Genomic DNA, 24,105 nt, shown 5'->3' on the forward strand with positions numbered 1-24,105 from the left:
TTTCAGCCCTTCGTCACGTCAAACATCATGATATCGCTGGTAAAGGAGCCGTCCGGCTGAATGGCGAAGTGCGCCGCGACCTCCTGCGACACGCTTTGCTGCAGCGCGCGGATCGCGGTAACGAAATGCGCCGGCGTGCGCATGCGCGCCACCCAGCTGCCGAACTCCAGCATCAACCGGTCCGACGTCACCTCGCGCACCACCAACCCGGCCTCGGTCAATAACGCCAGCCACTCGCCCGGCGCATAGTTGCGCACGTGTGAGGTGTCGCGCAGCACTTCCACGGTTTGCAGGTAGGTATCCAGCAGCGGATGCCCCGGCGAGACCACGTCCATGAAGATCGCTCTGCCGCCCGGCTTGAGTACCCGCTTGACCTCACGCAGCGCCTGGCCGACATCGTGCCAGTGGTGCGCCGAATAGCGGCTGATGACCAGATCGAAGCCGGCGTCCTCAAACGGTAAAGACTCCGCCACGCCCTGCTGCAGCTGAATGTTACTCAGGCCTTTTTCCGCCGCCGCCTGCTCCACCACCGCCAACATTTGCGCCGACAGATCGTAGGCCACCACCTGCGCCACCCTGGCCGCCGCCGTGAAGCTGGCGTGCCCGGCGCCGCAGCCCAGATCGAGCAGGCGCGCGCCGGCGTGCGGTTCCAGTAACTGCGTGAGGCGTTGCAAATCCTTGCCCTGCGCGTGCACCGCGCTGGTTAAGTAGGCGTTGGCCTGCTCGCCGAACTGCCGGTCTACCGCGTTTTTATGGCTGTTGCTGATGCTCATGTTTGCTCCCGTTATTATCCGGCTTGCGCCTGTGCCTGAAGGCTTTCGGCTACTATAATCAGGCTACTATACGGGTACAATATGAGCAGTTATCCTGGTATAAATAGGTACCACGCTATGTCATCAGAAGCCTTATCCGGGCCAAAGGCCCTCGGCGCATTCCTGCGCGCGCACCGCGAGCGCATCACGCCGGAAATGCTCGGCCTGCCCAATTCCTCGCGCCGCCGCACCAGCGGCCTGCGGCGCGAAGAGCTGGCGCAAATCAGCGGCATCAGCGCCACCTGGTATACCTGGATCGAACAGGGGCGCGAGGTGTCCATCTCCCCCTATACGCTGGCACGCATCGCCAAGGCGCTGCGGCTCGGCCCGGCAGAGCGTCACTACCTGTTTACCCTGGCGCGCGTCGCCGATCCCGAGCAGGAAACGCACCGCGAAACCGCCAACGATGCGGTGCTGCAGAGCGTGCACCAGATGACGGTGCCCTGCTACCTGCTGGACGTGACCTGGAACGTCGTCGCCTGGAACCCGCAGGCGGCGGCGCTGTTCAGCGGCTGGCTGGATGTGGCCAACAGCCCCAACCTGCTGCACTTCATGTTCTTCCACCCATTGGCGAAAACGCTGGTCAGCGATTGGGAAGAACGTGCCCGCCGCGTGGTGGCCGAGTTTCGCGCCGAGACCAGCCATCACCAAAACACCGAAGAGATGCGCGCCTTCGTGCGTAACATGACGCACAACAGCGCGGACTTTAATCACTGGTGGAAACAGCATGACGTGATGGCGCGCGAAGGCGGCGAGCGCGCGTTCGAGCACCCTCAGCAAGGAGCGCTGCGCTATCGCCAGCTCATCTTCCATCCGGCGGAGCACGGCGGGCTGAAGCTGGTGATGCTGATCCCGCTGCCGTAATTGGTAACAAATTCATAGACAGGTTTACCCGCCATTTATTTATTGGTTCATGCAAACGCGCTAGGGTGATTGCTACCGATGACAACGATCATCCAGCACCGTTATTTATCTCCCGAGGTACGCCTATGCAATCCGAAGAACAACGCCTTATCGATGGTCTGTTTGGCCGCCTGAAAGAAGCCGAGACCAAGACAGGCCCACGGGATCTCCAGGCAGAGCAGCAAATCAATCAGCATATTCGCGAGCAGCCTTCCGCCCCTTATTACATGGCGCAGGCAATGATCATTCAGGAAGCGGCGCTCAAACAGATGGACCAGCGGGTCAAAGAGCTGGAAGCCCAGGTCGCGCAGCTGCAGCAAACCGCCAACGGCCAACAGAGCAGCGGCGGCTTCCTGGCCGGCCTGTTCGGCGGCGGCAGCCGCAGTACGCCAAGCCCGCGTGAACAGTATCAGGCGCAGCAGCCAGCCTATGCCCAACCGCAGCAGGCGGCACCTTCGCGCGCCGGCGGCTTCCTGGGTGGGGCTTTGCAAACCGCGGCGGGCGTCGCCGGCGGCGTGGTATTGGCCGACATGCTGACCGGCATGTTCCGCCATTCGCAACCGCAGGAAATCGTGAATATTATCGAAGAAAACCCGGCGCCGCTGGACGACAGCGCGATGCACAATTTCGACGCCTCCAACAACCTTGATACCTTCAACAACGGCGACGGCGGCAGCTTCCTGAATCAGGACAACGGCTTCCAGAACGCCAACTACCAGGATGACACGGACTACGCCGACGACGATTACAACGACGACGACGACTCCTTCCTGTAATGCCCCTCTCCCCCTCTCACCCGCAGAGGGGGATTTCCCGTTTCGCCGATCTGGACTACAGTGAACGCTGTTCATTGATCCGGCCGGGAGAAACGATGCCGAGCTTTAATCCTTCAGCCCCGTACTTCAGCGAGCGCCTGCAGATGCGGCCGCCGGTGATGGCGGACCTCGAACGTTTCTACGCCATCTTTGGCGATCCGCAAACCCAACGCTTCAACCCCGCCGGCCCGCTCACCAGCGAAGCGCAGGCCGCTTCGGCGCTGCAGGAGCGGCTCGCCGTCTGGCGGCAACACGGCTACGGCTCCTGGGCGCTCGCCCTGCGCGAACGGCCGGATTGGGTTATCGGTTTTGGCGGCTTGTCCTGGAAGCCGCTCGGCGCGCAGCGCACCGTTAACCTCGGCTATCGCTTCGACCCCCGGGTGTGGGGCAGGGGGCTGGCCACCGAGATGGCGCTGGCTTCACTGCAATACGGGTTTGTCGGTTTGGAGCTGGGTGAGATTTCTGCCATTGTGCGCGCGGAGAATCAGGCTTCGTGGCGGGTGCTGGAAAAGATTGGCATGCAGCGGGTGGATACGCTGGATGACGTGCCCGGCGCAGCGCCGAGCCTGGTGTATACGCTAAAGCGCGGCGACTATCAGGGCTGATCGTCGCTGATTTTGGCCAACGCCATGCGGTAAGATTTGACCTTCTGACGTTTTTTCAGCCAGGTGGCGGTAGAAACGATGAACACCGCGCCCGACATCGCCAATACGCCGGTCGGGTGGCCGTAAAACACCATCAAGGCAAAGTACACGGCGGAAACGATCGCCACCCATTTCGCCGTATTGCCCATGTCGTTCTTCTCCTGGGTCAAACGGCGGATGTGCTCTTCTTCACTGATTCCCATACGCGCTCCTTGTTGGCTGAACGTTCCATTATATGGAGCTGGAGTGCTGATATTTCAAGCGGTTGGATGGTAAAGAAGCGTAAAGCTCAGGCCGGCGGTTCCCGCCGCCTGGGCAGATAGCGCCCGGGCTGGTCGGCGCCCGGCAAACCGGTGCCGTCGTTGCGGCCAAACAGCCGGTAGCGATTGCCGGCGACCGCATCGTAGACCTTGTCCGCCAGCCGCGGCGGCAGGTAACGCGCCAGCGCCAGCACGCGGTACGGCCACCCCAATTGGCGCAACGCCTGGAACAGCGCCGCCGAACGCAGCCAATAACGCCCCTGCTCAACATAGACCACGGAATCGAAACGGTCGGTCGGCAACCCAAACGCCTGCAGGATCGCCTGCCCTTCGACGGATTGCACCGTCGCCAACAGAATGCGCCGCTGCCGATCGGCGCGAATAAGATACCTCACCAGCCCGTGACACAGATTGCATTCGCCGTCGAACAACAGCGCGCACTCGCCGGGCTGGAGATAGGGCAGTTGTGCTAAAAGGGTCATCCCGCCTCCCGATAAACGCTCGCCTTAGCCTAACGCGCCTTGAGCGTGCGAACCAGAGCGGGATGACAGGGCCCGTTAAGGCGCAGGCGGGGCGTCAGGCACGGCCACCACCGCGACGCGCACCTCGTAATGCTTGGCGCTGCCCGCCGGGATCACCGCCGTCAGTTTGTTGATGGTCTCCACCGGATTGTCGCTGGCCGAGGTGGCGCAGAACAGTTCGCCGCCGTGGCAGAACCCCGGTTTGGGCGGGTGCCCGCCCGGGAAAGACGGCATGCGCATCGGTTCATCCGCCGCGGGCGGCAACGCTTTGGCCGCAGGCGCCTCGGGGGCCGACATCGCGCTCGCGCTGAACAACAGCGCCATGCCCATGCAGGGCAGCGCCAGGATCTTGATTGCTTGTTTCATTGAATTAGCCTCATTTGCCGGGTTCGGGATTACGCTACCCCGCCCCCGGCCCATGAGAAAGCCGCTTTTCGCTACCTTTTCGCCCCGCTACGTTTTGCTTACATCCCGCGTCTAACGTGATGAAAGGCAAAAGGTGGCGTAAAGGGCCGCCGTGTTACTTACCGTTCGTCAGCGTGTTATAGCTGGTCATCAGGTTGCGGTAGTCCGGGATATGGTTGGAGAACAGCGTGCCCAGGCCTTCGATGTCGTTGCGCCAGTCGCGGTGCAGCTCGCAGGCGACGCCGAACCAGGTCATCAGCTGCGCGCCGGCGGCTTCCATGCGGCTCCAGGCCGACTGACGCGTCAACTCATTGAAGGTGCCGGAGGCGTCGGTCACCACGAAGACCTCAAAGCCTTCATTGAGCGCCGACAGCGCCGGGAATGCCACGCACACTTCGGTCACCACACCGGCGATGATCAGCTGTTTACGGCCGGTGGCTTTTACCGCCTTGACGAAGTCGTCGTTGTCCCAGGCGTTGATTTGACCGGGGCGAGGAATAAAAGGGGCATCGGGGAATTGGGCCTTCAGCTCCGGCACCAGTGGGCCGTTGGGGCCGTTTTCGAAACTGGTGGTCAGAATGGTCGGCAGATTGAAGTACTTCGCTAAATCACCCAGCGCCAGCACGTTGTTTTTAAACCGATCGGGATCGATATCGCGCACCAGCGAAAGCAGCCCTGCCTGATGATCCACCAGCAATACGGCGGCCTGGTCCTTGTCGAGGCGCTTATAATTTGCAGTCATAGTTTTACTCCTGTGGGGGTTGATGTTGCGGATGAAACGCCCCGCCGCTGGGACGGGGCGTCGAGGTTTAAGTGTAGCGCCTGAGCCGGGGAACACGTCCCGTCCCAAGCGCCAAGGTCAACCGGCGCTTGCTTCGGCGTTCATGCTGCCGAACTTGCCGCTGTTGAAGTCGCGGAACGCCTGCTGGATTTCCGCGTCGCTGTTCATGACGAACGGGCCGTAGCCGACGATAGGCTCATCGATCGGTTCGCCGCTCAGCACCAGCAGCGCGACGTCGTTGTTGGCTTCAATAGTGATCGAATCTCCCGCCCGGTCGAAACGCACCATTTGGGTTTCGCGCACCACCTCTTCGCCGTTGACCAGGATCGCGCCGTGCAGCATCACCAGCGCCAGCGTATGGCCTTCTTTCACCGTCAGCGTGGTGGTGTGGCCGGCATTCAGCTTCATATCCCACACGTTGAGCGGGCTGAAAGTGCGTGCCGGGCCGGCGTGGCCGCCAAAGTCACCGGCGATCACTCGCACCTGCCCTGCGCCGTCCGCCAGCGGAACCACCGGAATATCGGCGTTCAGCAGCGTCTGGTAACCGGGCTCGGCCATTTTGTCCTTGGCCGGCAGGTTGACCCACAGCTGCACCATTTCCATGGTGCCGCCCTTGCGCGAGAAGTCCCGCGAATGGAACTCTTCGTGCAGAATGCCGGAGGCGGCGGTCATCCACTGGACGTCGCCGGGGCCAATCACCCCGCCGCTGCCGGTCGAGTCGCGGTGTTCCACTTCGCCCTGATAGACGATGGTCACCGTTTCAAACCCGCGATGCGGATGCTGACCCACGCCGCGGGTGCCGGAGGCAGAGCGGAATTTGGTTGGCGCCGCATGATCCAGCAGCAGGAACGGGCTCATTTCCGCCCCCAAATCGTTATAAGAGAACAGCGAATTCACCAGGAAACCGTTACCGACCCAATGTGCTTCCGGGCTGTTGTGAATACCGAGGATTTTTTTCATCTTGAACTCCCGTTTCAGACCTCACGGCCTTAAGTTGATGGCAGAAGTTTAATCTGCCGGGGTTTGCTGCAGTAGTAGGCAAGATGTACACTCAGCGTTCTACTGGTAGAACGATAAGGGGTACGATGCTGACCGATCTGAACGATCTGTTTTTCTTCGCCAGCGTGGTCGATCACCAGGGATTTGCTCCCGCCGGCCGGGCGCTGGGCATTCCCAAATCCAAGCTCAGCCGCCGCGTGGCGCTGCTGGAAGAGCGGCTGGGCGTGCGCCTGATCCAGCGCTCGACGCGGCGTTTCTCGGTGACCGAGGTCGGCCAAAACTATTACGCGCACTGCAAGGCGATGCTGGTGGAAGCGGAAGCGGCGCAGCAGGCGATCGAACAGACGCGCGCAGAGCCCTGCGGCACGGTGCGCATGTCGTGCCCGGTGGCGATCCTGCACACCCGCGTCGGCAACATGGTGGCGGCCTTTATGGCCGACTATCCGAAGGTGACGGTGCATCTGGAGGCCACCAACCGCCGAGTGGACGTGGTGGGGGAAGGGTTGGATCTGGCGATCCGCGTGCGGCCGCCGCCGCTGGAAGACAGCGATCTGGTGCTGAAGATCCTGGCGCAGCGCACCTGGTGCGTCGCCGCCAGCCCGGCGCTGGTGCGCACCCTCGGGCCGGCGCACACGCCGGAAGACCTGCGTAAATACCCGACGCTCGATCTCGGCCCGGCGCGCGCTCAGCACCAATGGCGGCTGACCGGCCCGCAGGGTGAACGGATCGAGTGGGAACACACGCCGCGGCTGGTCACCGACGACATGCTGATGCTGCGCACCGCCGCCATCGCCGGCGCCGGCATCGTTCAGCTGCCGGCGATGATGATGCGTGACGACATGCTGCGCGGCGAACTGGTCCAGCTGCTGCCCGGCTGGCAGCCGCAGGGCGGTGTGGTGCATGCGGTCTACCCGTCGCGCCGCGGTTTATTGCCGGCGGTGCGGCTGCTGCTCGATTATCTGGGCGAGCAGTTCGCCAGCATCGAAGAGGAGTGATCAGGCGGTAATTTCGATCGCGTTGCCGTCCGGATCGCGGATGACGGCCTCATAGAAGCCGTCGCCGGTCCAGCGCGGCGCGGACTGCAGGATACCCTCCTGCTGCGCACGCTGCGCCAATCGATCGACCTGCCGTTCATCCCCCAGCGACAGCGCGATGTGCGCCCAGCCTACCCGTTCTTCCTGGGCCGGCGCCGGCAACAGCGTCGGCACGCGCATGATCTCCAGCGTCGGCCCGGCCGCCAGGCTGACGAAACGGGAAACAAACCCCGGCCGGTTGCGGCTGACGTACTCCTCACCCGCCTCACCGTTGAAATAGCGCTGCCAAAACGCCAGCTGCGCGTCGATATCACGGGTCCACAGGGCAACATGGGCTATTTTCATCATCATCATTCTCCGGTCGGTAAATCGCTGTGCCAAACCTGGCCGCCGCCCTGCGCCACCTGCAGCTCGAGCTGCGGGTGCACGCCGCGCGCCGTCACCAGATGATCCACCCGCCCGGCGGGCAGGAAGGGGTAAGGGGCGTAGGTATTGAGCTTGTCGCGGGTACACAGCACCGCCACGCTGCCGGCGCGCGTCAGCAGCCGCTTTTTGAAGGTGGCGTCCTGGTAGCTCAGCGCGGAGAAGCCGCCGTCCGGGTCGTAGGCGCAGATGCCGGTGAACACCAGATCGAAGTGGAAACCGTCTATCTCTTCCGCCGCCTTGGCGTCCACGCAGCCGCCGACCTGCGCATCCAGCTCACCGCCGATCAGGATGGTGCGGATCCCCGGCCGTTCCAGCATTTTGCCGGCGATGCTCAATGCATTGGTCACCACCGTCAAACGCCGATCGCGCGGCAACAGATCCGCCAGATACAGGTGGGTGCTGCCGGCATCGAGGAAGATCAGCTGCTCTTCACCGATCAACCCCAGCGCGGTCTGCGCCAGCGTCAGCTTCTCATCGCCGCTGAGCGCCATGCGCGCCGCAACGGGGCCTTCGGCCGGCGTCGGCGCCAGCGCGCCGCCATAGATACGTTTACACAGGTTCTGCGCCGCCAGCTGGCGCAGATCGCGGCGGATGGTGGCTTCGGTGGTATTCAACCGCAGCGCCATCTCCAGGGCCAGCACCCGCCCCTGTTGGCGAAGCGCGTCGAGAATGGCCTGGTGGCGTTCATTCGGTAACAGTTTGGACATCGCGTAAATCCGGTGACGCTAAAGTGATCGCGAATGTACATAAACGTACACAATCGAACAATCATTTTTTTCGCCACGCTGAAGCGGCGGCACTCGTCTAGACTGAGAGTGACATCACCGATAAGGGATTATGACGCGATGACCTCCGCCGTGCTTTATACGCTGTTTCCCGCCGCAGCCACCGTCATCGGCGCTGCGGTGGCACTCTATCGCCGCCCCGGTGCCGCCACGATGCGCGTCATCCATCACTTTACCGCCGGCATCGTTTTCGCCGCCGCCGCCACCGAAATCCTGCCCGATCTCAAGCAGCAGTCGCCTGTGGCCGTGTTGCTGGGCGGCGCTGCGGGGGTGCTGTTAATGCTGCTGGTTAGGCAGCTGGGTGAAAAAGCGCAGGGGCCGGTCGGTTTTATCGCCGCGGTCGGCGTCGATATCTTTATCGATGGGCTGGTGCTGGGTATTGCCTTCGCGGCTGGCGCCAAGGCCGGTCTGCTGTTGACACTGGCGTTAACGCTGGAAGTGCTGTTCCTGGGGTTGTCGATCGTCGGCGATTTGAAAGACTTTCTCGGCAGGCGGCTGCGGGCCATGGCGGCGATAGTCGGCCTGGCGCTGCTGCTGCCTATCGGTGGCCTGCTGGGGGCGCCGGTGGCCATGCTGGGCGCATTTTGGCTGACCGCCTTTTTGGCCTTTGGCCTGATCGCCCTGCTCTACCTGGTCACCGAAGAGCTGCTGGTCGAAGCGCATGAAGGCGGAAAAGAGACACCGTTCGCCACCGCGATGTTCTTTGCCGGCTTCCTGCTGCTGTTGCTGTTAGAGGAAGGTTTGGGGTAAAAAAGCAGGAATTTCATGGCGCATGCCGCCCGGAGGCAACGCTTTGGCTATACTGAGGCAGGCAAAGTTACCGCAGACGTAACGGCTTGGGCGTAAAGGGAAAACGATGTTATTGACGATCGCAAGGTGGCTGTTTCAACTCCCCGGGAAGCTGTTCGGGCTGATTTTTAAAAATCGCCTGAGGATATTTTTGTTCTTTATGCTGGTCGCCATCGCGGTGCTCGGCGCCAAGCGCTATCTGCGCGCTCACCAATATGACGACGAGTTCAGCCTCGCCGCCCCCACCGATTACAACCGCGCGATAAAGCGCGAAATGCCGCTGCGCGAGGCGCGTGAACAGTGCGGCGGGCCGCTGCACGACAATGCCGGGCAGCCGTGGCCCGCCTCAGCCGGTTATCTGCATCAGCCGACGCGGCTGCCCGCGACCGGTCTGCATCGGCTGACGCTGGATAATCAGGGCAACGATTTCGCGGTGCTGGTCAAGCTGGAAACGCCGACGGCGCCGCAACAGCTGGCGGAAGTCTTTATTCCGCCCGCCGGCAGCTTCGAGGTGAAAATCAATGCGGACGCGGAACACGTCATGAAAATCAAGAACATCAAGACCGGCTGCATGTTCCGCTCCCGGCCGTTCAACCTGGATAAACAGAGCGATTGGCGCATGCCGCTGACGCTACAAAAAGACGGCAGCCTGCAGCTGCAGTCGATAGGGGATCGCCAATTCTGATCGGGCGCCGGGCGGAAGAGCCGGCGCCGCGAGGGTTACTTTTTCACCGGGTGATCGCGGCGGAACAGTTCCCAGCTTTCAATTTCCTGCCCACTCGGCAAGGTACAGGTGGAATACTGGCCTGCCGCGTTCTCTTTGGCATTCAGCTTGCCGCCGATTTGGGTGCAATACACGTCGGCCGGGTTCGCCATGCCGATCGGTTTCACCTGCGGCGGTGGCGGCGCATCGTTGGATTTCACGGAACACCCCTGCAACATCGTCATCCCTGCCAACAGGGAAAGCATCAACGTTTTTTTCATTTTTCCAGCTTATGCAAAAAGAACGGCGGAGCGCTCCGCCGTTCGCTCATCATGAAATAAAGGATTTGCCCTGTTTCAGCACCAGATCGCAGGCTTTTTGTTTCACCTTCTCGGTGATCTGCGAGGTGCCCAGGCTGTTCAGATCCAGGCTCTTGCCTTCGCCGGTTTGCAGCAAGCCGCCCAGGCCCTGCTGATAATCCTGGCTCTTGGCGTTTTCGGTGCTGGTGATGCCCAGCTTGCTGAGCAGCTGATCTTTCACCCCTTCGGCACCGTTAGCCGACAGCACGTTGTTTTTCACGCAGTACTGCAGGATACCGGCGGCATTGGTCATGCTGCTGGAGCTCAACGCCTTGTCGCCACCGTTCAACAGGCCGGTCAGCGAGGAGAGCGACATGCCGCCGCTGCTGTCGCCGCCCGACTTGCTCAGTTCACCCGCCGCGCTACTGAGGGAATCCATCAGCCCGGCGGCCTGGGTGGCGCCGCTGGCCAAGGTAGCGGACAGCGCCAAGGCCAGCAGTAAACGATGTTTGGTGATCATAGTGGTGAAACTCCTGTAATAACGGCATGCGATCGGCGCAGCGCGCCGGGATACCCTTCCGACGCCGCCGGCGGCGACAAGTTCCTTTTATCTCGCCGCCGCGCCGTTTTTCGGAATTCAGGAAATTTAGAACTGCCAGCGCAGCCAGGCGAAGAACACGTTGCCGTTGTTATAAGTGCCGGGAATGTAGGTCGCCTGGAACGTCAGCCGCTGATAGCCGATAGAGGCCAGCGGCAGCGGGGCCGGGATAGGAATGTATTTCCAGTTGTCACGCGCGGTGACGCTGGCGGTGAAGCCCAGCCCCAGGCGGAAATCCTTGTCATCCAGCGGGCGCCAGATCTTCTCGTAGGCGTAGCCGCCGATCGGCTCCCACTTGTTGAAGGAATCCTTAAACGCCATGATGTAGATGCCGTGCCAGTCACCGTCGCTGTCGTAGCGGGAGATACCGTAGCCGGCCCCCCACGGGCGCTCGTTGTACTTATCGATCTTCTCGTCGTCGTAAGTCCAACGGTTGTGCCAGGTGATGGCCGGGATATAGAGATCGTGGTTAGGCGAGTTGTTCCAGGTCTCCGCCACGTTATGGGTAAAACGCTGCCATAGACCCGGTTTTTCAGCCTGCGCGGTATTGCCACTTTCTGTACCAACCTCAGCGTAAGAAGGCAGTGCAGGAAATATCAACGCCAGAGAACATGCCAAAAGAGTCCGTTTGAGAAACATCGTAAAGCTCCTGTAAAAATACGGCCGCAGATTTTTACCGATAGCCCAGGCAAGATCAAGCTGTATCTAATTTATCCAACGCCCGTTATGCTTTGGTTAAGTTTAGCACCGGAAAATTCCCGATAACTTTTAACAGGTTGCACCGGCCTGCGTATGCTATCGCCTTTCGGGCGGCAAAGCCGTGGGAAAAATCCGCTTTGTCGCACACGACTCGCGGGCAAGGTGCTTGACCAACACATCGACATCGAGACGGTTCACAAACTCCAGGGAATAAGAGGAATAGAGACCGAACAGGCGATTTTGGTGCCCGACCACCACCAGATCGATACCGGCCTGATGAATGAAATCGCTGACGTCCTTAAAGCGCCGGATAGTGACGATTTCCTTGACCGCAACCGGCGCCTCGACGGCGCTCACCAGCCGGCTCAGCATCGCCTTGGCGGCGATCACCTCCTGCGCCTGGCGATCTTTGACCAGCGCATCGCTGCCGTACTCCAGCTCCGCATAGTCGGCGTTAAGGTGGCCGACGGTGATGGCGATCGGCAGCCCGCCCACCATCGCCACCGTTTGACGCAGCAACGGCAGCCCATCGCGCTCATCGTGAATCAGTACCAGAATGTGTCGATAGCTTTTCATCGCTCTTTCCCCCGTTGGTCAGTGCCATTGAGGCACTGCCCTCTTTGGTAGGTATACGCCATCTGCGCGCACGTAGAGAAAAGTTTACGTATCACTTCCCACGGAATGTGATGGCCTCCACGTTATCTTAACCCCCGTGGCGGCGTATTTTAACGCCGGCCCGACGTGGCGCGCACCGCCGTCCCCGTCAAGTAAAGCTGACGGAAACCGACGAATAAAAAACGATCCTTGTTAATTTTTTGTTTTTAATTGGTTACTGGATGGTTTCTTGAAATAAGCGTGCGGCAGATCACCAAAATCCCCCTTTGCGTCAGCGTCGGCTTTTCTTTTCCAGGCTTACTGCCGGGTACCGCCAGGCAGGATTTAACGCGGCATCAAAAGTACCGGTAAACTCCCCCTGCATCATGACCAATGCCAACGCGGCGCCGTTTCTCTGCTGATATTCCATCAAGGAAAAATACCGCCGCACGCCAATACACAATACCCCTACTTTTTATGTCTTACTCAATCGCGTAAAGCGCCGAATACAAACCGCCCATTTTCCGGCTGCCAACCCTGTCTTGAACAAGTCGACGCTTTAAATAACTGTTAAAGCTAACGACACAACATCGCCAGCAATTTATTTTTGCTGATTTTCGCCTGACAAAAAAAGATAAATAATCCGGAGCAATCAATGAAAATAACTATCGGGTCATTCATTCTGCAACAGCTTCACACCCTGAACGTCGATCGTATTTACGGCGTGCCCGGCGACTATAACCTCAGCCTGCTGGAGCTGCTGGAAAGCGACGACCGATTGGCGTTTATCGGCAACTGCAATGAATTGAACGCCGCCTACGCCGCCGACGGCTACGCCCGAATGAAAGGCGCCGGCGCGCTGATCGTCACCTACGGCGTCGGCGATCTGGCCGCGCTGTCCGGCATCGCCGGTGCCTATGCCGAATCCTCGCCGGTGATCTGCATTGCCGGCACGCCGCCGCTGCACGCGATGAAGAATCATCAGCTATTGCACCATACCCTGGGCGACGGCAATTTCGACAACGTCATGAACTGTTTTAAACAATTCACCGTTGCTCAAGCCTTGATTACGCCGGAAAATGCCGCGCAGGAAATTCCGCGCGTTATTTCCCGCGCCTGGATAGAGAAGAAACCAGTCTATTTACAGCTGCCTTCCGATATTTGCGACGTCGAAATTGAAATCACCGCAGCCGCAGCGGCGCCGCAGTTGCCGGCCAGCGATAAATACAATGTGCAACTGGCAGCGATGGCGCTGTTAACCAAAATAAAACGCGCGCAGCGCCCAATCATGTTGGTCGACCAAATGGTGGATCGCTATCAGCTGCAGCAGCGGGTGATCGAGGTCGCTCATCGCTTTGCCATTCCGCTGACCAATATGCCGACCGCCAAATGCATTATTCCGGAAGATACCGCCGGTTGGATGGGCGGCTACAGCGGCAACCTGTCGCGCCCCGAACTGTATGAACGCATGGCCCACTCGGACTGCGTGCTGAGCTTCGGCGTGCGTCTGGTGGACTCCACCACCGGCTATTTCTCGCAGCAAATTCCCGCCGCCGCTCAGGTGGATATCCAGCCGTTCTCGCTGAAGCTGGACAACACCTCCTACCCAGCGGTGGCAACGGCGGATCTGCTGCAGGCGCTGCTGGATCTGAGTGAAGACACGCCGGTACAGCCCCTGGCGCCGCTGCCCGATCCGCGTGAGAAGCTGGCGACGCCGAGCGATACCCCCATCGATCAGGCCTATCTGTGGCAACGGATCCAGCGATTTATCCGGGCGGATGACGTGGTGGTGGTGGAAAACGGCACCTCGGGCGCCGCCATCGGCGGCATGCGCATGCCCGGCGGCGTCAAGGTGGTCAACCAACCGATCTGGGGTTCGATCGGCTATACCCTGCCGGCGCTGCTCGGCACCCTGATGGCGGCGCCGGAGCGCCGGCACCTGCTGTTCATCGGTGACGGCTCCTTCCAGCTCACCGCGCAGGAAGTGTCTACCCTGCTGCGCTGCGAGCAAAAGCCGATCATCTTCCTGATCAACAACGACGGCTACACCATCGAACGGTATATCCTCGGCGAAAACTCGTCCTACAACGACATCGGCCCGTGGGACTACGCCAAACTGCCGGCGGTGCTGAATACTCAGGCGCAGCCGTTCAGCGTGGCGGTGGAGACCACGCAGCAGCTGGAAATGGCCCTGGAACGCGCCTCGCGGCAGGATCGGCTGGCGTTTATCGAGGTGAAAGTGCCGATGATGGACACGCCGCCGGTGATGAAAGAGTTCTGCAATCGCTGCAACAGCTTTAACTTCGGCCTGACCAACCCACGACGCAGTGCCTGAGGCGCGGTCGCGCCGCCGGTGGTTCAGGCCACCGGCGGCGTTTTTTTATGTCATTATCCGCCGGCGCGCGCCATACAGCGCTGGCGGCGTTCGTCCACCCGCTTAGCGAACCAGGCAGTGGTCAGCTTGCGGGTGATTTTCGGGCTCTCCAGCTGGATACCCGGCAGCATCTCACGCGGCAGCTTGCCACCCGCCAGCGCGTAGACCTTCTTATACAGGTCGGTGTCGGCAAAGCCGGCCGTGTCGCCTTTCTCGAGCGCCCGGCGAATGGCGCTGTCGCTCATGTTCAGGCGCTTGCCGAGCGTGCGCACCGCCAGCTCGGTCGAGCCGGGCTTATCGCTGCCGAAGTCGATAAGATCGCCGTCCAGCGCCAGCGGGATCGCGCTCGCCCGGCTGACCGCGTTTTGGAACGCCGCGTTACGGCTGGCGTACCAGCCGGCGTTGAAGTCGGCAAAGCGATAAATCGGCCGGCTGTAATCGGCCGGATACCCCAGCAAATGCATAATGCCGAAGTACATACCGCCGCGCCGGCTGAAGACTTCGCGGCGAATCGAGCCGTCGATCGGATAAGGGTACCCTTTGGCGTGCGCCTCGGCGAAGGCGACGCTCACCTGCATCGGGCCGCCGGTATGTACCGGGTTTAAATGCCCGAACAGCTTCTGCCCCATCGGCACGCGGTCGATCATGTCATCGAAGATATCGCTCAGATCCTTCTCGGTGCGCACCTTATCCAACCGCTCGCTGTAGCTCTGCCCGTTCGACGACGAGATCTTCAACGCGGTGTGCACCAAAAAGTTCGGGATGTGCATCTGATCGGCACGGCGATCGATCTCCTTCCAGGCGATCTTCGGCAGCCCCGGCACCTTCGGGTTGGCCTGGAACGTCGACTCCTGTTCGGTCACCGCCAGCACCGAGCACAGGTTCTCATCGCTCGGCTCGATACCCTGCGCGGCAAAGGCGGCGGTAATATCGGTAGCCCAGCCCTGACGATCGCCGGCGTTGGCCGGGATCAGCGTCATCAGTCGGGCTTTGACATCGGCGGGGCGCGCCGCCGGCGCCGTGGTGGGGGTTTTACTGGTACAGCCCGCCAGCGCCAGCAGCGCGGCCAGGCTCAGCCAACGGAAGGGCGTCGGGTGGAATAAACGAGATATCGGCATCTTTTCCCTGAACGTGATGACATGAACAGCACTGAAATTAGCCCAGCCGCCGCGCACAATCCAGTATAAAGATATCGCCGCGCCTTTCCGTCAGGCCGCTATGTTCAAATGCCCCATAAAGATGTATTTTATATGCATTATATAAATCACTTTGCTTGCCCAGCCAGAGGAGCCCCTTATGGAGCAGCAGCTGCTTTGCTACAAAACCCTGCCGGAATGGAACAGCGACACACTGCCGGAAGCCTTCCGCCAGCGCCACAACACCCAGAGCGGCACCTGGGCGAAGCTCACCGTCCTGAGCGGCAGCCTGACGTTCGCCATGATGACCGAAGACGGCGCCACCACCGAGACCTGGCAGTTCAGCCCCGAAAGCCAGCCGCCGTTTATCGCACCGCAGCAGTGGCATCGCATCGTTTCCTTCTCGGACGACATGATCTGCCGGCTGGCGTTTTACTGCACGCCGGAAGATTACTACCACAAGAAATACGAACTGACGCGCACCCACTCTGAAGTGATCGAGGCGGCGGCGCGCATCGCGCCGGGCAAGGCGCTGGATCTGGGCTGCGGCGGCGGCCGCAATTCGCTCTATCTCAATTTGAAAGGTTTCGACGTCACCGCCTGGGACAAGCACGCGCCGTCGATAGACCGCCTCAATCAAATCATCGACGCCGAACAGCTGACCCGCCTGAGCGCCAGGGTGCAGGATCTCAATACCCACCGCTTCAGCGGCGAATACGACTTCATCCTGTCCACCGTGGTGATGATGTTCCTCGAACGCCAGCAAATCCCGCCTATCGTGCAAAACATGCAGGACAGCACCGTGCGCGGCGGCCATAACCTGATCGTGGCGGCGATGGATACCGAGGATTATCCCTGCCCGCTGCCGTTCCCGTTCACCTTCAGCCCGGGTGAGCTGAAGCATTATTATCGCGACTGGGGGATCCTCAAATACAACGAAGACGTCGGCCAACTGCACAAGACCGACGCCGCCGGCAACCGCATCTCGCTGCGCTTCGCCACCCTGCTGGCACGCAAGCTATAGCGCGTCGTGAAAGATCACCCCCAGCGTGTGGCGTTGGCCGGCGCGTATCCGGCTGACGCCGTGGCGCAGATTGACCCGATAGTAGCCTTTCACTCCCGCCACCGGCCGGTGATGCACGGCGAACACCACCGCGTCGCCCTGCTGCAGCGGCACCACCTCCGGCCGGCTCTGCATCCGCGGCCGCTGTTCGGTCAGCACGAATTCGCCGCCGGTGAAGTCCCGTTCAGGGGCGGAAAGTAAAAACGCCACCTGCAGCGGAAACACCCGCTCGCCGTACAGATCCTGATGCAGGCAGTTGTAATCCCCCGCTTCGTAACGCAACAGCAGCGGCGTCGGCCGCCGTTGGCCGGCCCGGTGGCATTCGGCCAGGTAGGCCTCGTGTTCGGCGGGATAGCGCACCGTCAAGCCCAATAAGGTATTCCAGCGGTTGGCCACCGGCGCCAGCCGTGCATACATCAGGCTGCGCACCTCGGCCACCGGAAGCGGCAGCGGATAGGCGAAATACCGGTACTCGCCGCGGCCAAAACCGTGCCGCGCCATCACGACGCGGCTGCGGAAGTGCGCATCGAGCGGGTAGAGCGCCGCCAGCTCGCGGCACAGGTCTTGGCTGAGCACGCCTGGCAGCCGCGCGCAGCCCTGCGCATCGAGTTCGCGTTCAATCGCCGCCCAGTCCAATTCGGCCAGCCGCGCCCCCAGCGGGCCGCTCATCGCTGCGCCTCTTTTTCCAGCAAGGCTTGCTTGCGCTCGACGCCCCAGCGATAGCCGGACAGGGCGCCGTCATTGCGCACCACCCGGTGACAGGGGATCGCCACCGCCAGCACGTTGGCAGCGCAGGCGCCGGCCACCGCGCGCACCGCTTTGGGCGCGCCGATGCGCCGGGCGATATCGGCATAGCTGACGGTTTCGCCGACCGGTATCGCCCGCAGCGCCTGCCAGACCCGCTGTTGAAACGCGGTGCCGCGAATATCCAGCGGCAGCGCCAGCCCGTTCTCCGGCGCTTCAATCAGCCCCACCACCTGCGCCATCAGCGCTTCATACTGCGCGTCGCCGCCGATCAGCTCGGCATTAGGGAACTTGTCCTGCAGATCCTGCACCAACCGCTGCGCATCGTCCCCCAGCAGAATGGCGCAGATGCCCACCTCGCTCTGCGCCGCCAGGATCTCGCCCAGCGAACAGCGCCCGACGGCGAAATGGATGCGCATGCCTTTGCCACCCGCCCGGTAGGCCTTCGGCGTCATGCCCAGCGCGGCGTTGGCTTGCTGGTAGAAGCGGCCGTTGGCACCATAGCCGGCGTCGAAGATCGCGTCGGTCACCGTCTCCTGCTGCGTCAGACCGGTGCGCAGCCGTTGGCTGCGCTGCGCGTCGGCATAGCCTTTCGGCGTCAGGCCGGTGATCGCTTTGAACAGCCGGTGGAAATGGTATTGGCTCAACCCGACGTGGCGCGCCAGCGTCTGCAACGACGGCGCTTTCTCCGCCCGTTCGATATAGCGGCAGGCCTCGGCTATCTGCCGCGCATGCTGCTCCGTCAACGGCGTCAGCCCCTGGCGGCAGCGCTTGCAGGGCCGATAACCCGCCGCTTCCGCCTGCTCAGCGTCGTCGAACAGCTCCACGTTTTGCCGGTTCGGCTGGCGTGACGAGCAAGAAGGCGAGCAATACACGCCGGTGGTTTTCACCGCGTAGATAAAGCGGCCGTCGGCGTGCTTATCGCGGCTGACGATCGCCAGCCAGCGCGGATCGGCGCTGTCGATTACGTTTTTCATCATCCGTTCCTCACTGCGGTTTCGATGTTAACCAGCATAGTGACGGGCCGTTGGCGAAACACGCCGACTCTTGCTTTTTAATTCGGCGCCGACGTTTTCAACAATGTTTCGACAATTTTTAACCAACAACATGAAGTTTATTACGTTGCCAACCCGGTTGCACAGCGTTAGGATCGCGGCCGGCCACGGGCGTGGCCAGTGTTTTTGCCTGTTAGTTGCGCGCATGGAGAGGTTATTGTGTTAGAGAGTTTTGGCGTCCTGAATTTATGGACCTATTTGGCCGGGGTGGTCTTCATTATCATTCTGCCGGGGCCGAATACGCTGTACGTGCTGAAAACCGGCGTATCGCGCGGCGTGCGCGCCGGCTACACCGCGGCGCTCGGCGTGTTCATCGGCGATGCGATCCTGATCTTCTGCGCCTATATCGGCGTGGCTTCGCTGATCCGCACCACGCCGTTCCTGTTTACCCTGGTGCGTTTTCTCGGCGCGATTTACCTGCTGTTCCTCGGCGCAAAAATCCTCTACGCCACCTTCGTGCAGAAGGCGCAGGCGCAACAGCAGCAGATTGAGGGCGGCCACAGCATTCTGCGCAAGTCGCTGACGCTGAGCCTGACCAACCCGAAAGCTATTCTGTTTTACGTGTCGTTCTTCGTGCAGTTCATCGACTTCAACTACGCGCACACCGGGCTGTCGTTCACCATTCTGGCGCTGATCCTCGAAGCCGTCAGCTTTATCTACATGAGCACGCTGATCTTCTCCGGCGCGATGCTGGCGCATTTCTTCAATCACAAGAAAGGCCTGGCGAAGCTCGGCAACGGCCTGATCGGCCTGCTGTTCCTCGGCTTCGCCACCCGTCTGGCGACCCTGAGCTCGTGATCCCTCCCGGCCGGCGCCCGCCGGCCGCGGTTTACTCCTTCGTCACGGCAAAATGACACGCAGGGCAAACCGAATGTCAGGCAGACCAAAGCCGCCGCTTTCCCGCTGATCTAGACTTGCAGGGTTAACGATAACCTGATGAGCCTGATCGGAGGATGTATGTCTGACAATACCGTAGCCGTGCTGGATAGCGTGTCGCGTTTTCTCGATCGTCAGCATGGGCTGTATATCGACGGCCAGTGGCGCGCGTCCGCCGCGGAAGACCGCCTGGCGGTGTATAACCCCGCCAATGGGCAGCAGATCGCCACCACCGCCGATGCCAACGAACACGACGTCGCGCTGGCGGTGCAGTCCGCCCACAAAGCCTTCAGCGAAGGCGTCTGGGCGCAGCGCCTGCCGGTAGAGCGCGAACGCATCCTGCTGCGCTACGCCGATTTGGTGGAGCAACACGCCGAGGAGCTGGCGCAGCTGGAAACCCTGGAGCAGGGCAAATCCATCAACATCGCCCGCGCCTTCGAAGTCGGCAGCACCCTGAACTGGATGCGCTACACCGCCGGTCTGGCAACCAAAATCACCGGCCAGACGCTGGACGTCTCCATTCCGATGCCGCCGGGCGCCAAATATCAGGTTTATACCCGTAAAGAGCCGATTGGCGTGGTCGCCGGCATCGTGCCCTGGAACTTCCCGCTGATGATCGGCATGTGGAAAGTGATGCCGGCGCTGGCGGCGGGCTGCTCCATCGTCATCAAGCCGTCGGAAACCACCCCGCTCACCCTGCTGCGCATGGCCGAACTGGCGAGCGAAGCCGGCGTGCCGCCGGGCGTGTTCAACGTGGTCACCGGCCGCGGCACCCTGTGCGGCAAGGCGCTGACCGAACATCCGCTGATCGCCAAAGTCAGCTTTACCGGCTCCACGCCGGTGGGCAAAAGCATCGCGCGCGCGGCGGCGGATCGCCTGACCCGCGTGACGCTGGAGCTGGGGGGCAAAAACCCGGCCATCGTGCTGAAAGACGCCGATCCGCAGCAGGTGATCGAAGGCCTGATGCTCGGCAGCTTCCTCAACCAGGGGCAGGTGTGCGCTGCCAGTTCGCGGATTTATATCGAAGCGCCGATCTATGACCAACTGGTGGCCGGTTTCGAACAGGCGGTGAAATCGCTGTCGGTCGGGCCGGGCATGGACACCGGCGCGCAAATCAACCCGCTGGTGTCGCTCGCGCACCGCAACAAGGTGGCGGCCTACCTGGACGACGCCCGGGCGAAAAACGCCGAGCTTATCGGCGGCGCAGCCGGGCCGGATGCCAACGGCTTCTACATCCCGCCAACGCTGGTGATCAACCCGGACGACAGGCTGAACCTGACGCGCGAGGAAGTGTTCGGCCCGGTGGTTAACCTGATTCGGGTAGCGAGCGCCGAAGAGGCATTGAGCAAGGCCAACGACACCGACTTCGGGCTGACCGCCAGCCTGTGGACCACCAGCCTGCAGAAAGCGATGGCGCTGACGCCGCGCATTCAGGCCGGCACCGTGTGGGTCAACACCCATACGCTGATCGACCCGAACATGCCGTTCGGCGGGTTCAAACAGTCGGGCAGCGGCCGTGACTTCGGCCCGGATTGGCTGGATGCCTACACCGAAACCAAATCGGTCTGCATCCGCTATTGAGTGAAGCGGCGCGGGCCTGGCCCGCGCCCTGACTTATTGATATTGCCGGCGGTACTCGCTCGGCGACATGCCGAAACGCTGCTTGAAAGCGGTCGAGAAATGGCTGTGATCGGCGAAACCCCAGTCGAGGCCGACGCCGGCCAGCTTTTCCTGCTCGGCGGCACTGCGCAGCGCCTGCGCGCACAGATCCAGCCGGCGATTTCTGATGTACTGCGCCACCACCAGCCCCTGGCGGGCGAACAGCCGATACAGGCTGCGCAGCGACACCCCCAACTCGGCCGCCACCCATTCCGGGCGCAGCTGCGCCGACTGAATATGCCTGTCGATCAACGCCAGCGCCTTGTCGAAAACCGGCTGTTGCCCCTCCGGGCGCGCCAGTTCGAGCGCCAGCGCCGGGCGCAGCAGCGCCGCCAGCGCATTCAGCACCGCCTCGCTTTCCGCCGCGGCGAGCTGAGGATCCTGCATGCTGCTCAGCACCAGTTGGCGGCTGAGGCGCACCGCGCTGAGCTCTGCTCCGAGACGCTGGGCACAAGGCGGCGGCACCGGCAGGCAGCCGCGCGGCAACAGCAGCGAGATTTGGCGCGAATCGCGCTGGAAGGTGAAGCTGCTGGGCCGTGAGGCGTCGATCAGCGTGATGTCGCCGGGAGAGAGCACCGTCTGGCTCTCGCCCTGTTCCATCAACGCGCTGCCGCGCAGCTGGAAGACGGTAAAAAAGTGCGCGCCGTCGCTGCGGGCGATTTCGCGCGGCGTGCGGTACAGCCGGGCCTGAGACACGTCGACCACGCTCAGACGCAGCGCATGGGCGCGAAATTCCTGCATCGCCCCGCTGAAGCCCGGCCCCAGCGTTTTCGCGCAGAATCGGCCGCAGGCGGTGTTGATTTTCCCCAGCCACTCTTCGAAGCCGACGTCCCGGAGCGTTGCCAATGCAGTCATGATCTCTCCCTTCAAACAGCAGCGGTGCTGCGCCGTTGAACAGAAAAACACCATAACAATCCGTTAACATACAATCAATGGCGAGCGGGGGATTTGGCGCCGCGATCACAGTTCACCCGGCGCCCGTCATCCATCCGCCACGAAACCGTCATCTCATCGTCACAGGCCTCGCCAAAGATACAGACTGCTCCCCTTTCACTTTAACCCCCTGGACATGACCCGATGAAATCGTTGCAGAAATCCGTTTTAGTGCTGTGTTTGTTTACCACCAGCGCCCTGACCGCGCTCCACGCGCAGGCGGCCGAGGAAGCCCAACCGTTCACCACCGCGCAGCAGGTGGATTTGACCCACATCCTGCCGCCGCCGCCGGCCAACGACTCGGCGCAGACCCAGCGTGAACTGCGGGAAGTGCTCGACATGCAGCAGAAACGCACGCCGGAAATGGCCAGCCAGGCTATGGCGGATGCGGAAGAGAACGTCTGGGTGTACGGCAACGTGATGGGGCCGAAGTTCAACGCCAAAGCGTTGCCGGCCGTGAGCGCCTTCTTCGATCGCATCGTCGCCACCGAAGCGGCGGTGGTCGATCCGGCGAAAGATTTCTGGAAGCGCCCGCGCCCGCATATGCTGGACAGCCGCATCGAGCCGATCGTCAAGCGCTCCAGCTCCGGCTCCTGGCCTTCCGGCCACACCACGCTGGGCACGCTAATGGGCATCACCCTGGCCAACATGGTGCCGGAAAAGCGCGCCGCCATCATGACGCGCGCCTGGCAATACGGTGACAACCGGGTAGTGGCGGGGATCCACTACCCTTCCGATATCGAGATGGGTCGCATCGCCGGCAGCGTGATCAGCCAGCAGCTTTCACAGCAGCAGGATTTCCAGCAGCAGTACCGGCAAGCGCGCGACGAGCTGCGCCAGGCGCTGGATTTGCCTGCGGCAAAATAGATCCGGCGGCTAACACCGGGCCCTGACGGCCCGGTTTACGGCTGCTTGTCCAACAGGTAACGCACCACCGCCGCGTACTCTTTGGCGTAACCTTCAACGCGGGTGCTGGCCATGCCGGCATTGTCTATCTTGTATTTGCCTGCCACGTAGAACGACGGGGTGCCGCGTACCTCGAACGCTTTCACCGCTTCGTTCTGCTTGGCGATCAATCCTTTGACCAGCAGGCTGTGACGCGCATTTTCATAGGTAGCGGCATCGATGCCGGCCGCCGTGAACACCCGCTGAATATCTTCGGCGCCGTTGACGGCGCGCTGTTTCTGCACCGCGTCGAACATCGCCCCTTCAATCTTGTCTTCCACGCCCAGCACCGTCGCCACCGCCCAGGCTTCGGTCAGCTCATTGCCCAGTTTGCCCATCAGGCTGACGTGATACTTGGTGACTTTCTCACCGGCGGGCAGCGCCTGAGCTACGGTACTGCCTACGCGGTAGGTTTCGGCGAACTGATAGCAAGGGCCGCAGTAGAAGGAGAAAAATTCCACCACCGCCGGCGCGGCGGCCACCGGCTTATCCAGCCGGGTGTATTGCTCGCCCGCACGGTAATCCGCGGCCTGAACCGCGGGCAGCGCCAACATCAATACGACGGCGGCGGCGAGCGAACGCTTAACTTTTGCCAACATAAACACTCCTGGTTTCATCTATGAACATCGTCCTTAGCGGCGGTTTTTATAATCAAATAACCGCCAGAAGACCAGTTTTTATTACCTTCTATACCCTAAATAATTGGAGTTGCATCACGGCGGCAAGAGCGGGAGTCCCCAGGAGCTTACTTCAGTAAGTGACTGGGGTGAGCGCTCGCAGTCAACACAGATGCAGCTTCAAGTATGACGGGTATATTTGTGAGGGATTATGTTCAGCGCCCTTCGTAGCCGTCCCAATAAGCGCCCACCGCTTCCTGCGAGAACACCTGGCGGCGTTTGGGGTTGTCGGAGCCGCTGTAGGCGCGGTTGATGAAAATGGTTTTGTGTTCCATGTTCTGCTGGAATTCCGGGCTGGCCAGATAGTCGGCCTTTTTCTGCGCCTCGCTGCGCGCCACGCCTGCCGCGCGATCCTTTTTCCCCAGCTGGTAGAACTGTTCGAACATCGGCACGGCGTTCTTAATACTGCCGTTCACATCGGTGCGAAATTGCGGATCGAAATCGTCGCGGGTTTGATAAATGTAGTGCTTGGCATGCAGCTCCGCGCTGCTGAGGTGGTGGGTGCAGGCGCTGAGCGCCAACAGCGGCAACAACAGCGCCGCGCGTTTCAGTTTTTTCATGTCGTCTGTCCCTGTC

At 61.5% G+C, this 24,105-nt stretch carries 29 protein-coding genes; 11 read left to right on the top strand and 18 right to left on the bottom strand.

Features of this window, described 5'->3' with window-relative positions:
* Positions 1 to 2 precede the first annotated feature (2 nt).
* Positions 3 to 773 (bottom strand): class I SAM-dependent methyltransferase, encoded by a 771-nt coding sequence (locus GF111_RS08165; protein WP_055312114.1) that lies wholly within the window; start codon positions 771 to 773, stop codon positions 3 to 5.
* A gap of 117 nt (positions 774 to 890) precedes the next feature.
* On the opposite strand from GF111_RS08165, the gene GF111_RS08170 reads away from it, so the two are divergent.
* The 3 genes from GF111_RS08170 to GF111_RS08180 all read left to right on the top strand — a co-directional run bounded on the left by GF111_RS08170 (position 891) and on the right by GF111_RS08180 (position 3,135).
* The gene (locus GF111_RS08170; protein ID WP_147191221.1) at positions 891 to 1,676 is read left to right on the top strand and encodes a helix-turn-helix transcriptional regulator; all 786 of its coding nucleotides are present in this window, start codon (positions 891 to 893) and stop codon (positions 1,674 to 1,676) included.
* Between the two features lie 125 nt (positions 1,677 to 1,801).
* Positions 1,802 to 2,491 (top strand): DUF2076 domain-containing protein, encoded by a 690-nt coding sequence (locus tag GF111_RS08175; protein ID WP_224217827.1) that lies wholly within the window; start codon positions 1,802 to 1,804, stop codon positions 2,489 to 2,491.
* Between the two features lie 95 nt (positions 2,492 to 2,586).
* On the top strand, positions 2,587 to 3,135 hold the full coding sequence (locus GF111_RS08180; protein ID WP_147191223.1) for a GNAT family N-acetyltransferase: 549 nt from the start codon (positions 2,587 to 2,589) through the stop codon (positions 3,133 to 3,135).
* Here GF111_RS08180 and GF111_RS08185 read toward each other — a convergent pair.
* The 5 genes from GF111_RS08185 to GF111_RS08205 form a co-directional block, all read right to left on the bottom strand.
* On the bottom strand, positions 3,126 to 3,377 hold the full coding sequence (locus GF111_RS08185; protein WP_033642017.1) for a hypothetical protein: 252 nt from the start codon (positions 3,375 to 3,377) through the stop codon (positions 3,126 to 3,128). The genes GF111_RS08180 and GF111_RS08185 overlap by 10 nt on opposite strands.
* Positions 3,378 to 3,463: 86 nt before the next feature.
* On the bottom strand, positions 3,464 to 3,916 hold the full coding sequence (locus GF111_RS08190; RefSeq protein WP_038873175.1) for a thiol-disulfide oxidoreductase DCC family protein: 453 nt from the start codon (positions 3,914 to 3,916) through the stop codon (positions 3,464 to 3,466).
* 75 nt (positions 3,917 to 3,991) lie between these two features.
* Positions 3,992 to 4,321, bottom strand: coding sequence for a hypothetical protein (locus tag GF111_RS08195; protein WP_047728774.1), 330 nt, complete (start codon positions 4,319 to 4,321; stop codon positions 3,992 to 3,994).
* Positions 4,322 to 4,475: 154 nt separating this feature from the next.
* Positions 4,476 to 5,102 (bottom strand): isochorismate family cysteine hydrolase YcaC, encoded by a 627-nt coding sequence (ycaC, locus tag GF111_RS08200; protein WP_004928476.1) that lies wholly within the window; start codon positions 5,100 to 5,102, stop codon positions 4,476 to 4,478.
* A 117-nt stretch (positions 5,103 to 5,219) separates the two neighbouring features.
* Positions 5,220 to 6,101 carry a pirin family protein gene (locus tag GF111_RS08205; protein ID WP_038873171.1) on the bottom strand — a complete coding sequence of 294 codons (882 nt, stop codon included), beginning with the start codon at positions 6,099 to 6,101 and terminating at the stop codon, positions 5,220 to 5,222.
* 125 nt (positions 6,102 to 6,226) lie between these two features.
* Between GF111_RS08205 and GF111_RS08210 the strand changes: the two genes are divergently transcribed.
* The gene (locus tag GF111_RS08210; protein WP_055317001.1) at positions 6,227 to 7,135 is read left to right on the top strand and encodes a LysR family transcriptional regulator; all 909 of its coding nucleotides are present in this window, start codon (positions 6,227 to 6,229) and stop codon (positions 7,133 to 7,135) included.
* Here the strand turns inward: GF111_RS08210 and GF111_RS08215 are convergent, their stop codons facing one another.
* Together GF111_RS08215 and GF111_RS08220 are read right to left on the bottom strand one after the other, a co-directional pair.
* Positions 7,136 to 7,519, bottom strand: coding sequence for a VOC family protein (locus GF111_RS08215; protein WP_047730786.1), 384 nt, complete (start codon positions 7,517 to 7,519; stop codon positions 7,136 to 7,138).
* A gap of 5 nt (positions 7,520 to 7,524) precedes the next feature.
* Positions 7,525 to 8,307 (bottom strand): DeoR/GlpR family DNA-binding transcription regulator, encoded by a 783-nt coding sequence (locus tag GF111_RS08220; RefSeq protein ID WP_047728776.1) that lies wholly within the window; start codon positions 8,305 to 8,307, stop codon positions 7,525 to 7,527.
* Between the two features lie 138 nt (positions 8,308 to 8,445).
* Between GF111_RS08220 and GF111_RS08225 the strand changes: the two genes are divergently transcribed.
* Positions 8,446 to 9,135: a ZIP family metal transporter gene (locus GF111_RS08225; protein ID WP_047728778.1), complete on the top strand. Its 690-nt coding sequence runs from the start codon at positions 8,446 to 8,448 to the stop codon at positions 9,133 to 9,135.
* Between the two features lie 106 nt (positions 9,136 to 9,241).
* Positions 9,242 to 9,859: a hypothetical protein gene (locus GF111_RS08230; protein ID WP_047728779.1), complete on the top strand. Its 618-nt coding sequence runs from the start codon at positions 9,242 to 9,244 to the stop codon at positions 9,857 to 9,859.
* 35 nt (positions 9,860 to 9,894) lie between these two features.
* Here GF111_RS08230 and GF111_RS08235 read toward each other — a convergent pair whose 3' ends face one another.
* The 4 genes from GF111_RS08235 to GF111_RS08250 all read right to left on the bottom strand — a co-directional run bounded on the left by GF111_RS08235 (position 9,895) and on the right by GF111_RS08250 (position 12,049).
* A complete protein-coding gene (locus tag GF111_RS08235) occupies positions 9,895 to 10,158 on the bottom strand; it encodes a DUF333 domain-containing protein (RefSeq protein WP_004940597.1) in 264 nt (87 codons plus the stop codon).
* Positions 10,159 to 10,207: 49 nt separating this feature from the next.
* A complete protein-coding gene (locus GF111_RS08240; protein WP_015376789.1) occupies positions 10,208 to 10,696 on the bottom strand; it encodes a DUF2501 domain-containing protein in 489 nt (162 codons plus the stop codon).
* A gap of 126 nt (positions 10,697 to 10,822) precedes the next feature.
* A complete protein-coding gene (gene pagP / locus GF111_RS08245) occupies positions 10,823 to 11,413 on the bottom strand; it encodes a lipid IV(A) palmitoyltransferase PagP (protein ID WP_038873159.1) in 591 nt (196 codons plus the stop codon).
* Between the two features lie 156 nt (positions 11,414 to 11,569).
* Positions 11,570 to 12,049: a universal stress protein gene (locus GF111_RS08250; protein ID WP_038873156.1), complete on the bottom strand. Its 480-nt coding sequence runs from the start codon at positions 12,047 to 12,049 to the stop codon at positions 11,570 to 11,572.
* A gap of 673 nt (positions 12,050 to 12,722) precedes the next feature.
* On the opposite strand from GF111_RS08250, the gene GF111_RS08255 reads away from it, so the two are divergent.
* Positions 12,723 to 14,402 carry an alpha-keto acid decarboxylase family protein gene (locus GF111_RS08255; RefSeq protein ID WP_102779637.1) on the top strand — a complete coding sequence of 560 codons (1,680 nt, stop codon included), beginning with the start codon at positions 12,723 to 12,725 and terminating at the stop codon, positions 14,400 to 14,402.
* Positions 14,403 to 14,455: 53 nt separating this feature from the next.
* On the opposite strand, the gene GF111_RS08260 is transcribed toward GF111_RS08255, so the two are convergent.
* Entirely contained in the window at positions 14,456 to 15,559 is a 1,104-nt protein-coding gene (locus GF111_RS08260) for a DUF1615 domain-containing protein (protein WP_080490776.1), read from the bottom strand.
* A gap of 178 nt (positions 15,560 to 15,737) precedes the next feature.
* Here GF111_RS08260 and tehB point away from each other — a divergent pair, with 178 nt between their 5' ends.
* Positions 15,738 to 16,601, top strand: coding sequence for an SAM-dependent methyltransferase TehB (gene tehB / locus GF111_RS08265; RefSeq protein WP_038873152.1), 864 nt, complete (start codon positions 15,738 to 15,740; stop codon positions 16,599 to 16,601).
* Here the strand turns inward: tehB and GF111_RS08270 are convergent.
* On the bottom strand, positions 16,596 to 17,309 hold the full coding sequence (locus GF111_RS08270) for a 2OG-Fe(II) oxygenase (RefSeq protein WP_038873150.1): 714 nt from the start codon (positions 17,307 to 17,309) through the stop codon (positions 16,596 to 16,598). The two genes, tehB and GF111_RS08270, sit on opposite strands and share 6 nt — an antisense overlap.
* Positions 17,306 to 18,361 (bottom strand): bifunctional DNA-binding transcriptional regulator/O6-methylguanine-DNA methyltransferase Ada, encoded by a 1,056-nt coding sequence (ada, locus tag GF111_RS08275; RefSeq protein ID WP_047728787.1) that lies wholly within the window; start codon positions 18,359 to 18,361, stop codon positions 17,306 to 17,308. Before ada ends, GF111_RS08270 begins: the two co-directional genes overlap by 4 nt.
* Positions 18,362 to 18,598: 237 nt before the next feature.
* On the opposite strand from ada, the gene leuE reads away from it, so the two are divergent.
* Entirely contained in the window at positions 18,599 to 19,237 is a 639-nt protein-coding gene (gene leuE / locus GF111_RS08280) for a leucine efflux protein LeuE (protein ID WP_016928933.1), read from the top strand.
* A 159-nt stretch (positions 19,238 to 19,396) separates the two neighbouring features.
* Positions 19,397 to 20,896, top strand: coding sequence for an aldehyde dehydrogenase family protein (locus GF111_RS08285; protein WP_055312108.1), 1,500 nt, complete (start codon positions 19,397 to 19,399; stop codon positions 20,894 to 20,896).
* A 33-nt stretch (positions 20,897 to 20,929) separates the two neighbouring features.
* Here GF111_RS08285 and feaR read toward each other — a convergent pair whose 3' ends face one another.
* A complete protein-coding gene (feaR, locus tag GF111_RS08290; RefSeq protein WP_147191091.1) occupies positions 20,930 to 21,829 on the bottom strand; it encodes a transcriptional regulator FeaR in 900 nt (299 codons plus the stop codon).
* 222 nt (positions 21,830 to 22,051) lie between these two features.
* On the opposite strand from feaR, the gene GF111_RS08295 reads away from it, so the two are divergent.
* Positions 22,052 to 22,774 carry a phosphatase PAP2 family protein gene (locus tag GF111_RS08295; RefSeq protein ID WP_147191089.1) on the top strand — a complete coding sequence of 241 codons (723 nt, stop codon included), beginning with the start codon at positions 22,052 to 22,054 and terminating at the stop codon, positions 22,772 to 22,774.
* Positions 22,775 to 22,809: 35 nt separating this feature from the next.
* Here the strand turns inward: GF111_RS08295 and GF111_RS08300 are convergent, their stop codons facing one another.
* Together GF111_RS08300 and GF111_RS08305 are read right to left on the bottom strand one after the other, a co-directional pair.
* Positions 22,810 to 23,451 (bottom strand): DsbA family protein, encoded by a 642-nt coding sequence (locus GF111_RS08300; protein WP_038873134.1) that lies wholly within the window; start codon positions 23,449 to 23,451, stop codon positions 22,810 to 22,812.
* A 233-nt stretch (positions 23,452 to 23,684) separates the two neighbouring features.
* A complete protein-coding gene (locus GF111_RS08305; protein WP_110593469.1) occupies positions 23,685 to 24,089 on the bottom strand; it encodes an Exc2 family lipoprotein in 405 nt (134 codons plus the stop codon).
* Positions 24,090 to 24,105: the final 16 nt, after the last annotated feature.

This window comes from Serratia sp. HRI (assembly GCF_010119335.3).
GTDB classification, from domain to species: domain Bacteria; phylum Pseudomonadota; class Gammaproteobacteria; order Enterobacterales; family Enterobacteriaceae; genus Serratia; species Serratia nevei.